The 11,580-nt window shown below is 61.4% G+C and carries 6 protein-coding genes; 2 read left to right on the top strand and 4 right to left on the bottom strand.

All coding sequences use genetic code 11. The features are described from left to right. Positions 1 to 88: 88 nt before the first annotated feature. The gene (locus BUA94_RS06720; RefSeq protein WP_073010374.1) at positions 89 to 1,099 is read left to right on the top strand and encodes an Ldh family oxidoreductase; all 1,011 of its coding nucleotides are present in this window, start codon (positions 89 to 91) and stop codon (positions 1,097 to 1,099) included. Between the two features lie 51 nt (positions 1,100 to 1,150). Here BUA94_RS06720 and BUA94_RS06725 read toward each other — a convergent pair whose 3' ends face one another. From BUA94_RS06725 to BUA94_RS06740, 4 genes are all read right to left on the bottom strand, one after another. Beyond that, a complete protein-coding gene (locus BUA94_RS06725) occupies positions 1,151 to 5,497 on the bottom strand; it encodes a translocation/assembly module TamB domain-containing protein (RefSeq protein ID WP_084081736.1) in 4,347 nt (1,448 codons plus the stop codon). A 246-nt stretch (positions 5,498 to 5,743) separates the two neighbouring features. Continuing rightward, positions 5,744 to 7,654, bottom strand: coding sequence for an autotransporter assembly complex protein TamA (locus BUA94_RS06730; RefSeq protein WP_073010381.1), 1,911 nt, complete (start codon positions 7,652 to 7,654; stop codon positions 5,744 to 5,746). A gap of 318 nt (positions 7,655 to 7,972) precedes the next feature. After that, positions 7,973 to 8,884 carry a bifunctional methylenetetrahydrofolate dehydrogenase/methenyltetrahydrofolate cyclohydrolase FolD gene (gene folD, locus BUA94_RS06735; protein ID WP_073010383.1) on the bottom strand — a complete coding sequence of 304 codons (912 nt, stop codon included), beginning with the start codon at positions 8,882 to 8,884 and terminating at the stop codon, positions 7,973 to 7,975. A gap of 106 nt (positions 8,885 to 8,990) precedes the next feature. Further along, a complete protein-coding gene (locus BUA94_RS06740) occupies positions 8,991 to 10,181 on the bottom strand; it encodes an AGE family epimerase/isomerase (protein WP_073011139.1) in 1,191 nt (396 codons plus the stop codon). Between the two features lie 256 nt (positions 10,182 to 10,437). Between BUA94_RS06740 and BUA94_RS06745 the strand changes: the two genes are divergently transcribed. Further along, entirely contained in the window at positions 10,438 to 11,571 is a 1,134-nt protein-coding gene (locus BUA94_RS06745; RefSeq protein ID WP_073010386.1) for an SLBB domain-containing protein, read from the top strand. The last annotated feature ends 9 nt before the right edge of the window (positions 11,572 to 11,580 follow it).

Genomic DNA, 11,580 nt, shown 5'->3' on the forward strand with positions numbered 1-11,580 from the left:
CCTTTCAAACGCTGAAAGGATAGTCTCGCAGCTCTGGAATGCGCGTGCTATCCAGACCGTCCTTCCTTTTGAGTGACTGCCGAGATCCATGTCAGAGAACAGACTTTCCTTGCAAGAGGCGCACGACCTGGTCGTTGCGGCTCTCGTTGCAAGCAACACCAGCCCTGAGAATGCCGCCAGCGTCGCCCGTGCGCTTGTCGCGGCCGAAGCCTCTGGCCAGAGCGGCCACGGCCTGTCCCGCGTCCCGTCCTATGCTTCCCAGTCCAGAAGCGGAAAGGTCGATGGTTTCGCCAAGCCGGAAATGAGCACCACGTCACCCGGCATCCTGCGCATTGATGCGATGTTGGGCTTTGCCTATCCCGCGTTTGAGCTGGCCATCGAAGCCTTGCCTGAACGGGCAAGGTCTCAAGGCATTGCCATGGCCGTTGTTGCCCGCTCCCATCATTTCGGTCAGGGCGGAGCCCATTGCGAGGCGCTGGCGGAAAAGGGTCTGGTCAATTTCGTCTTCGGCAACACCACGAAGTCCATCGCGCCCTGGGGCAGCAACAAACCTCTCTTTGGAACCAATCCGATTGCCTTCGGGGCACCTGTTCCGGGCGGTGCACCGCTGGTGATCGATCTGGCTGTCTCTAAGGTTGCCCGGGGCAAGATCATGGCTGCGGAAAAGACCGGCAGCTCCATTCCGGAAGGCTGGGCACTGGATGTGGACGGCAATCCGACCACCAATGCCACTGCCGCGATGGCGGGCACCATGGTGCCGATCGGAGAGGCCAAGGGCGCGGCGCTTGCCATGATGATCGAGGTGCTTGGCGCCTGTCTGGTCGGTGCAAGCCTCGGCTTCGAGACCTCTAGCCTTTTCAACGGTGACGGTCCGGCGCCTGATCTTGGTCAGGTCATCATCGCCATTGATCCGGGCCTATCGTCCCTCGGGGTCTATGGCGAGCGGATCGCGGTGCTGATGGATGCCGTGGACAGTGCGGAAGGCGCGCGCATTCCGGGCAGCAAGAGGTTCGGCCTGCGCGAAAAGGCAGAGCGCGAAGGGGTCGTTATTCCCGGTCCGATCTTGGCCGAAATCCGGAACATTGCGGCGGGCAAGTAAGCATTGCCTCTTTCTCCGGCCGATCAAGCCGGCCGGAGACACAGGTACAGCTTAATATTCCTTCTCGAAGTAGATACCGGCCTTTGATGAGCCATTGGCGCCGACTTCGCCGCGGACCTTGAGACCACGGTCCAGGTCGATATCGACCTTCACCCGGCTGTCGCCATTTGACGTGCCTTGCTCCACTCCGAGATAGATATTGTCATTGATGTACTTGCCGACGCCGATGGTGGGTCCATCGGAGCCGCTGGTGTCGATGTCGATGGCATCGAGCCCCAGAGACTTGCGCAGCTGGGCGAGTGGACCATTGTCGCTGCCGCCGGTCAGGGTTGCGATGGCGGCTGCCAGCTGGGCGATCTGGGTCGGCGAGAGCGAGCCCATTTCCTTGTTGAACAGCAGAAGCGCCAGCACTTCATCCTGTGGCCGTTCCGGTGAGGACGAGAAGCTGATCGCCGGATCGCTCGCATAGCCATTGACCGCAACCGTGACCGTCGTGCTGGAGATCGAGGAGGTTGCCAGGAAATCCAGGGCAGGGGTCAGGTCGCCGCTGAAGGTGACAAGCCCGCGCGAGAAGGTCAGGCGGCGGGTGAGAATGTCGATCAGGCCTCGCCGCAGGGTGAAGCCGCCAGTGGCCTGGGGGGCATCCGCCGTGCCGCGAATGACCAGATCTCCAAAGAGCTCTGCATCAATGCCACGTCCCCGGACGAACACGCGCCCGGGTGCGGAGACGGTGATGTCGAGGCGGGGCGACTGGCTGGCCGGTGCCGCTGATGCATCGCTGGTGCCGCCGTCGCCGCGCAATTCGCTCACCTGCTGGCGGACGGCCTTGGGCGCATTCACATGGCGCACGGCAACCGGGGAGATTGACCCCGGCAGTGTTTCCGGGATCGAGATGTCCGCCTTGTTCAAGGTCACCTTGCCGGAGACGAGCATCGCCTCCCGGCTGGAGGACATGGGGCCTTCGATCTTGAGGGCTGCGTCGAGAACCGCATTGACGAGACCTGGATCAATGTAACGGGCCTGATCGGCGCGGATGTCGATGTTCGCGGGCAGACCTTCGCCAAGTCCGACAGTTCCGGAAACCGAGATCGAACCGCCTGCCGCAATATCACCGCGCAGGGCCGAAAGGGTCACGCCGGTCTGGGTTGCGTCGATGCTGCCGGTCAGGTTTTTCAAGGTCAGTGAGCTGGCGAGATCGGTGACCGACACCTCACGGGGCCGGGCCGAGACGGAATAGGTCGGCGCCGTTGCCGTGCCGCCGACCGTGCCGCTGATGCCGAAGCTGCCCGCGCCACGAAGGCCCGCCTTGGTGAGCGGCAGGCGGGCAAAGGCCAGCGGCGCATTGCCATCGACGGAAAGCCGCAGCGGGAAGGGGGCCTTGGCGCCGACAGAACCATTGATGGCCACGGTCAAACCATCCGGGCCTGTCACACGGGTTTCCTGGGTCACCGTATCACCAGCCATCTTGCCCGAGCTGGCGATGGTGATCGCAGGCAGCCCCTGCTGACGGAGAGCGTTTGCCGTCAGGTTGGAGGCCGTGAGCGACCAGGACGCGGCGGGAGAGGTTGCCGCGCCGGTTGCCGTTGCCGTGCCGGACAGGGTGCCGCCGAGACCGACTTGCGGGGCAAAGGCGTTGGCCAGGGACAGCGGAACGGAATTGAGTTGAGCCTTGAGGTTCAGCTGGTCCCCAGCCGTGCCGCTGACGCTGAGATCGCCGGAGCCGAGCGAGAGCGCAAAGGCCTTGAGCGTTGCCAATCCGTCTGCATAGACGACTTCCGCCGGAGCCTTGAGCTTGGTCTCAAGCCCCTGATAGCCGCCGTTGAGCTTGTCGAGACCGATTCGGAAACCGCCATTGTCGAGCTGGGTCAGGCGTCCGGTTGCCTTCAGGCCATCCTTGCCGCTGCCATCAGCAGACAGATCCACGGCGGTGTCGAAAAGGGTCTCGGGCCCCTGGTTGCTGGCCGTCAGGGTGATCTTGCGCACCGGTGTCGACCCGGCAATCAGCCCTTCCGCCAGAAGGTTGCCGTCGATCTTCGGCACGGCGAAGGGATCGCTCGCGGTTGCTTTCAGGGAAAGCTTGTCGAGCAAATTGCCCGCAGCCTTGATGCCCGAGCCGCTGAGATCGAGCTGAACAGTCTGCGGTCCGCTGCCCTGCCGGGCAATGGACATGGAGCCTTGAACTTCACCTGCAACATCCGTCAGGACCAGAGGTGAAAGGTTCGCCAGCACCGGCGCGTCCAGCTTCAGCTGGCCCTCAAGGGTTTCCAGGGCCTTTGTCAGGTCCGAGATCTGGAACTGGCCGCTGAGCTTGTTGCCGGCAATATCCGCAGAGACAGGATTGATCGTGGCCGCCCCGTTTTCGGATTTTAGCACCGCATCCAGTGTGAGGGGCGCTCCTTTCATCGAGCCGTTCAGCGTGACCTTCGCTTCCGGCGCGGCCGCAGATGCCACGCCCTCCGCATGGAGAGCGAGACCGTCCACTGGGGTTCCGGCCAGGGTCAGCTTGGAGGAGGCGAGATCGGCGGTAAAGGAAGGAGCATCCAGTGCGCCATCCACGGATCCCTTCAGGGTCAGACCACCTTCAACCTGCGGGTCGACCTTGGAAAGGTCATTCAGCGCGGCCTCGATTTCAGCTGCCACAGTGCCGTCCTTCAGCGAGCCTGAGCCAGAAGCCTGAAGGCCGGAGGCTGCCAGAGCAAAGGAGCTGAGCGTCAGATCACTGGACCCATTGGCGGCAGCTTCCAGCTTGAGGCTTGTATCGCCGGTCAGGAGCGCATCCAGCGCTGCGATACCCGCAGCAAGGTTCCGTCCGTTGGCATCCAGTGTGACCGTCCCTGTGAGAGCCTGCGGATCAAGATCCGCAACAAAGGAACTTGTCAGGGCGCCGGAAAGGGTCTGGCCGGCCAGGCCGGAGAGCGGCGAAAGGTCATCAATGCGCAGGGTTCCCCGGCTCGTCGCCTTGTCTTGAGAAAAATCTGTCTCGCCGAGGGCCAGCGTCAGCAGCGGCAGGGTCAGTGCCCCCTCGGCAAGGCTCACCGTTTGCTCTTTGCCTGAGAGCGTTCCCTTGGTGGTCAGGTCGATCCTGTCGCCCAGGGCAGAAAGAGCCGGGTCGGTCAGTGCGATGCCACCTGCAGAAAGTTTGAGCGCGAAGTCGGAGGTGAGCGCTTCCGGGGTCAGGTTTGCAGATTGCCCGGCAAGATCGAGCGCGAATTGGCCAACCTTGCCTTCGCTCGTGCCGAGTTGGGCGGCATTCAGCTTTGCCGACCAGGCGGCGTCTTCCAGCGTGCCCTGAACCGTCACGTCGGTCTGGATCGGCCCGAAGATCACGCGGCGTTCCGGCAGATCCAGGGCGATCAGATTGCCGCCGTCCGCGCCCACATGGAGCGAGGACCTGGCGTTGATCCGCTGGGTTGCGGGATCGAACTGGCCATTGGCGGTAAGGCGCAGCGTCTGGGTGCTGAGATCCATCTGGCCGGTTTCCGGCAGGAAGTCCTGGGAGAGATCTGCCGTCAGCTTCAGGTTCGTGGTGCCCAGGAAAAACGCGTTGGCAAGTTCGGGCAAGAGCGGCGCGACTTCCCCGTTGAGATCAGCAGAGAGCTGGCGGCCGGTGCCGCTTTCGGTCAGGCGTGCCGTGCCGGTCAAGGTCTGGCGGCCATCGAGGGCGGCAGAGAGTTTCGCCGTCCAGTCGCTCAGCGGGCCATCGCCTGTCAGCTTGAAATCGACGGCAGGCAGACCGGGCATCGCGCCCAGACGGGCAACCAGTCCACCGCGGGGCTCTGCGACCGTCAGATCGAAGCGAAGCGTTTCTGCATCAGGCAGAAAGGCAACGTCGGCATCGATCGTCCCTTCGTCACCGCCCAGGCGGGCAACATGAAGCGCGCCGCTGACCTCCAGCGGAGCACGGGCAAGGGCTGCTGATCCATTGGCGGTCAGTTCGATGGCTTCGCCAAGCAGAGGTGCCCCAAGCGCGATCCGGTTGATGCGCAAGGACTTGAGATCACCGGGCAGGATCGGAAGAGAGCTGCTGGAGGCCGCGTCTTCTTCCGTGTCTTTACTGGCGGCCGCGGGCAAGGGCGCGCGCGCAAGGGAAATGTCATCGACAGAAACCAAATTGATCTCGACCCGTCCACCCAGAAGGGCAAGGGGAGACCAGAGAACTTCAGCGCCGCTGACGTTCAGCCATTCACCTTCCCGGTCAGCGATGGCAACGGAACGGGCGCTGGCATCAAGACCCCAACTGAGACCGAGATCCGTGATGGTGATCTGCATGTCCTCGGAAGAGGCGAGATCCGAGAGGAGTGAGGACAGCAACGTGCGTCCACCCTGAAACTGCAGCGCGGCCAGAAGCAGAACGGGAAGAACAATCAGAATTGCCAGAAGCCAGAGAAGGCTTTTCAAAAGTCTTTTCAAAACGGTCCTCAAGGTCGGATTCGCCAGAATGAGCCATATCCCATAGGTATGGGACAATTAAGGACGGGGGCAACACAAAGCTTTGGATCGGGGCAAGGCATCCAATTGAGGTTGCATTCCGGCGACACCTGATTTGCCTGCCGGCAGATCTGTCCCGGTTCCTGAAACTCTTTTATGCAGCATTCAAGTGCTGTTCCGGCCAGACACCGCTTTGTGTCCCAAAGAACGCCTTTCTCAGAAGGCCTGGCTCAGGCCCACATACAGCGCGTAGTCCGGATCGTCCTTTTCCGGATCCAGCGGCATGGCCAGATCCACGCGGAGCGGACCGATGGGCGTATAGTAACGCAGGCCGATGCCGGTACCGATCTTGAGCGGCTCGGAAAAATCCGGAATGCTGTCGCTATAGGCATTGCCAGCATCGACAAAGGCGACGACGCCGAGGGTTTCGGTGATCTTGACCCGAAGCTCTCCAGAGGCCTCCAGCAGGCTGCGCCCGCCGGTGACGGTGCCGTTCAGACGCGGGCCGACGTTGCGATAGGCATAGCCGCGGATGGAGCCGCCGCCGCCTGCGATCATGCGCCGGCTGGCCGGAACATCGTCAACAGATGGAGCAATGATGCTGCCTGCGCTGACCCGGCCAGCGAGGATGAACCGCTTGGCCTCATCCAGGGCGACATAGCTGGATGCCGTGCCCTTGACGAAGAACATCGCGTGAGATTGCAGCGTGTCATAGGCCGGCTCGACAGCAAGGGCTGCATAGATGCCCTTCGAGGGATCGAGCTTGTCATCCCGGTTGTCGAAGGTCAGATCCGCTGGCAGGCCAACCAGCAGGTACTTGTCCTTGCCATAGGCATCTTCTTCATCGGCGAAGAAGATTTCGCCGCCGGCCCGTCCGGTCAATGTGTCGGTAAAGGTCCGCGACAGATATCCGTCCAGCGTGACAGACCGGCTCTTGTACGCGTCCGGCACTTCCTGCTTTGCGCCGAGACTGGTCGTGAACTTGGTCAGCGGTCCGAAGACGCCCGGCTTTTCCAGGGCGATGCGGGCGGCATATTCCATGTCGGTGGCGCTGGCATTGCCGATTTGCCCTGCCGAGCCTTCGATGGAGAGCAGTTCGCCCCGGCCGAACAGATTGCGCCGGCGCCAATAGGCTTCAACACCGAAGCCTTCCGTGCTCGACCAGCTCGTGCCTGCGCCGATCACATGCCGCTTGCGCTCGGTGACCTCAATGGTGACGGGCATGTCGCCAGTCACCGGGTCAACCTCGCCTTCGACCAGCTGAATGGACGAGAAGATCCCGAGTTCGTTCAGACGCTTGCGGGCAGATTCCAGGGCTTGCGGGGAATAGGTCTCGCCGACCGGGATCATGGCCTGGCTGATGACGAAGTCCGGCTCCGTCACTTCCGTGCCCTTGACCGTAACCGCGCCGAAGCGGGCACGGGGCCCGGTCGCAACGGTCAAGGTCACGTCCAGCTTCTTGGTGGCATGATCCGCGACAATGTCACGCCCGGAAACTTCAGCCTTGGGATAGCCCTGTTTCTTCAGGGCGAGAGCCATTTTCTGCTCGGCAGAGAGAATGCGCGTGGAGGCAGCCTGCTCTCCGGGCACCAGGCCAAAGGAGGGCTCTTCAGCCGCGTCTTCAGGCGGCAGGTCGCCCTTGATGGCAATCTGACCGAAGGTGAATTCGGGTCCGGGGCTGACGGTGATGACGGTCTCGACAGGCTGTCCGCCTGGAATGTCGCCGGTTTCAAGGGCCTGCTGCAGCGGGCGGCCGTTCAGGGTGATGTCGACAACCCCGCCATAGAGACCATGGGCATAAAGCCGCGCCACGAGACGATCGAGATCGCTCAAGCTGCGGGAGATCAGCCCGGCCTCGCCGGAAGGCAGCTCCTCGCTGCGGGTGAACAGCGTGGACGTGGCTTCCAGATCCTTGCGAAGATCCTTGGTCCCCGTCTCTGTCTCCGTTTCTGGCATGTCCAGCCGGACAGAATAGGCGATCGGGTCGGGAACCTGCTGAGTGGCCTCGGCCTTCTCTCCCCAAAGGTGAAGGCCGAACAATTCAAAGGCCTGAGCCGGGGAAGACGGGACAGCAAGCGCCGCCATCAGGGCTGTCATGGAAACGCCAAGCGCGAAGGCGCACTTCATCGTTCCCTTGCGCAAGGGGCGCAAAAGGTCATCAAACTGCCGGTCGCCGGACCGGGGTCCGGGCGAAGGAGACGGTAGACAATTCACAAACTGCCGCCTGTTTTGGGGTGCTTCAGAACAGTGGTTCCTGACGAAGAAAGCCTGTTTCCGCACATTCACTTGAGCGGAAAGTCCAACAATATCCGACAGATCCCGGCACCCATCCCACATTCAACCTAGGGCCTCTTGGTTAAGAGTCCCTAACGAAACTGTAGAGCATGGAACAGGTTTCAAGACAACCTTGCGTGAGCTCGTGGCTTGTCCGGGCCGAGCCGCCATTCAGAAAAGCGGCGCTTCTTCCGGAAGGTTGAGCTGGCGGCGGGCAGCGGTGAGCGTGTTGACCATGAGCATGGCGATGGTCATCGGACCGACACCGCCCGGGACGGGCGTGATGGCTCCGGCATGCTGAACGGCTTCCTTGAAGGCGACATCCCCGACAAGGCGGCTCTTGCCTTCGCCGAGTTCTGGTGCAGGCAGACGGTTGATGCCAACGTCGATGACCGTTGCCCCCGGCTTGATCCAGTCGCCGCGGACCATCTCCGGACGGCCGACGGCAGCCACCACGATATCGGCAGTCCGAACGACGGCGGGCAAATCGCGGGTGCGGCTGTGGGCGATCGTCACGGTGCAGCTTTCCTGCAGCAGCAGGCTTGCCATCGGCTTGCCGACAATATTGGAGCGGCCGATCACGACCGCATTCATGCCGGAAAGGTCCTGCCCCAGCGTGCGCTTCAGCAGAACGAGGCTTCCGGCCGGCGTGCACGGGACCAGCGCTGCCGATCGTTCGCCCGCAGTCAGCAGGCCGACATTGACCGGGTGAAACCCATCCACGTCCTTTTCCGGCTTGATCAGCCGCAGGACCTTGCTCTCGTCGATATGGCGGGGCAGGGGAAGCTGAACCAGGATGCCGTGAATGGCAGGGTCATTGTTCAATTGCTCCACGAGCGCCAGGACGTCCGTTTCCGGCGTGTCGGCGGCCAGCGTGTGCTTGACCGAATGAAAGCCGCAGGCTTCGGCTGTGCGGTCTTTGTTGCGGACATAGACCTGGCTGGCAGGGTCCTCGCCGACCAGCACCACGGCAAGTCCGGGGCGAATGCCGCTGGATTGGAGGAGCGCTGCGGAGCGCGCGGAGATCTCGTCGCGAACCGACTCCGCGACGGCCTTGCCATCAATGATCCTGGCTTCCGACATGTCAGTTTCCTTGCCGTGGTTCTGAAGTGCTCTCTATAGAAAGAGCCGCGGCAAGGGAAAAGACTGTTTCTGCGCTTTTATGCGCTTTCCCGCAGAGCTGTGTCTCTCAGGTGAGCCGATCAGTTACCCGGCGTGCTTCCGCAATGGCGCAGATGATGTGGTAGAAAGAGCTTGCCGGGGCCGGTTCCTCCTTGAAGCTCCCATCCGCCAGCAGCTTGTCGCGCCACAATCCCAGTGGGGCCACGTCGAAATAGACAAAGAGGGCGTCTACGGCACGAACGGCATCCGCAAGGAAGGTGTCACGCTCAGCGCCATCGGATTGTTCCGCAAGAACGGCAGCAGCCTTGATCCATTCCGTCTGCCCCCAGAGGCGGGCGAGCGGATCACGGACGGAAAAGTCATCATTCAGCGCCATGATGGCGACCTTCCGCGCCGGGCAGATGCCGTAGGTCATGCCGATTTCATAAAGCCTGCGGGCCTTGGCCCTGGCTTCCTCATTTCCCCGGAGTGCGCCCCACTTGGCAAGCAGCCACGCCCATTCGAACTGGTGGCCCGGCTCCATGACCCGGCCGCGGTCATCCGGCATCGGCGACCAGTCCATGTCAAAGAACTCCCGCAATCCGCCATTCCCGGCATCAATGAAACGGGTCATGGCCAGCGTGGCGATCTCATCGGCGAGCGCAGGCCAAGGGCCTTCAGGCTCAACGTCCGAGAGCGCAAGCGCTGCCTCGAACATATGCATGTGCGGATTGGAGCAGAGGGGCAAACGGTCCGGGTTTGCCTCGCGAAAGCCGCGCTCGGGGTGAGCATACCGGGCCTTTAGAAGCGCAAGAAGGGTGTTCGCGTCGGAAAGCAGGGCTTGCTTCAGTTCAGGGAAAGCGGCAACTGCCTGTCCGAGGGCAAAAAGCGTGAAGGCGTGATTGTAAAGGTCGAAGGAGACATCGGTCTTGGTGCCGTCCGGTGCAACCGCCGCTGCGACCGTGCCGTCTTCAAGGCGGTAGTGGGCCTGAAACCAGTCCAGGCCATTCCTTGCAATTTTCTGCCAGGGGCCTTGCCAGCCAAACCGGCCGCCTTCGATGAAGCTGTAGATCTGGCGGGGTTGAACCCTTGCGCGCTTGGGCAGGTCTGCCGGTGCTGCCGTTCCAAGCTCGAGAGCTTCATGGAAGCCGCCATTTTCCAGATCGATGCCGAATTCCTGCCAGACAGGAAGTGCAGAGGACAAAAGCCAGTCGGTCAAACGGTTGGTCGCAGCCTGAAAGTCGGAGGCCGGTTTTCCTGTGCGTTCGGTGCTGCTCATCATCTGTCCTGTGCCTGCAATTCTGACTGGCGACATAGAGCCGATTCTCCCGTTTTCTGTCATCCAGTTTTCAAAGGCTTTGGGCCAAGTGTCTGTGGGATCGGGCAAATGATGGCATTTCATTAAACTTTTCAGCGTCAACTGTGGCCGATCAACCACAAGGCTATAGGAACGGCAATTAAATCGTGCGCATGCTTGGACAGGATCGGCGAGGGCATGCTAACAAGACGCCAATTGCTGGTGGAATGGGATTCAGATGAGATTTTCAGTTGTTGCCGCGCTGTGCATGACCCTTGGCGCCTGCGGGGCTTTACCCGGTGAAGGCCCGTCTGCAATCAGCATCACATCTGACGAAGTCGAAGCTGGTTCCACGATTAGCAACTATGCTGTCATCCAGCTCGATAGCACCAATATCGAATCTATCCGCCGCTACAGGCCGCTTGCTTTTGCGAACCAGTTCAAGGGTGTAGGTGCTGGCGGGGCCAGCACTCTGCTTGGCGTCGGCGACACGCTGATGGTTTCCATTTGGGAAGCCTCCCAGGATGGTCTGTTTTCATCCGGTGGAAGTGGTGGAGCAGGGCAGATCCCTGCCGTCATCGACGAGACAGGGTATATTTTCGTGCCCTACGCAGGCCGTGTGCGCGCTGCGGGCTTGAGTGTTGAAGCGCTTCGTCAGTCCATTCAGAAAGAACTCATCGGGAAAGCGGTTGAGCCGCAGGTTCTCGTCACTCTCGGCGAAAAGCTGAGCTCTACTGCAGTCGTGGTGGGGGATGTGATGAAGCCGGGCGTGTACCCTCTTCCGTTGCGGGATACCCGGTTGCTCGACCTGGTCGCCACTGCGGGCGGTGCGCGTGAAGCAACTTACGAAACAGAGGTGACTCTCAAGCGCGGCAACCGTTCCGGCACGACGCGGCTGGAAGAGCTCATCGATTTCCCGGAGAACAACGTCCGGGTCTCTCCTGGCGACAATATTCTTTTGTCCCATCATCCACGGACGTTCTCGGCATTTGGTGCCGTCAAGTCGAGCCAGCTTGTTCCGTTCAAGACCAAGAGCGTCACACTTGCTGAAGCACTTGCGACGGTTGGTGGACTGAATGACTTCTCTGCAGATTCCGGCGGCATTTTCCTGTTCCGTTATGAAGACGCTGATCTTTTGCGGGAAGTTCGTCCCGAGCTGGCTTCAACAATCGCAGGGAGACAGGTTGTTCCGGTTGTCTACAAGCTGAGCCTGCGTGATCCGAAGGGCTTCTTTGTTGCGCGCTTCTTTGAGATGCGGAACAAGGACATTCTCTATGTTGCGAACCATCCGACTGCAGAGCTCGGCAAGTTCCTGCAGATCATCTCGCCGCTGCTCACAAACACGACGCGGATTCAAAGCTTGACGGAATAAGATAGTCAT

This window comes from Roseibium suaedae, from assembly GCF_900142725.1.
Taxonomy (GTDB): Bacteria; Pseudomonadota; Alphaproteobacteria; order Rhizobiales; family Stappiaceae; genus Roseibium; species Roseibium suaedae.

What these genes read in the sequence shown, in the direction of transcription:
- BUA94_RS06720 (WP_073010374.1), top strand. Translation starts at nt 89, where the DNA reads ATGTCAGAGAACAGACTTTCCTTGCAAGAGGCGCACGACCTGGTCGTT.
- BUA94_RS06730 (WP_073010381.1), bottom strand. Translation starts at nt 7,654, where the DNA reads ATGAAGTGCGCCTTCGCGCTTGGCGTTTCCATGACAGCCCTGATGGCG.
- folD (WP_073010383.1), bottom strand. Translation starts at nt 8,884, where the DNA reads ATGTCGGAAGCCAGGATCATTGATGGCAAGGCCGTCGCGGAGTCGGTT.
- BUA94_RS06740 (WP_073011139.1), bottom strand. Translation starts at nt 10,181, where the DNA reads ATGAGCAGCACCGAACGCACAGGAAAACCGGCCTCCGACTTTCAGGCT.
- BUA94_RS06745 (WP_073010386.1), top strand. Translation starts at nt 10,438, where the DNA reads ATGAGATTTTCAGTTGTTGCCGCGCTGTGCATGACCCTTGGCGCCTGC.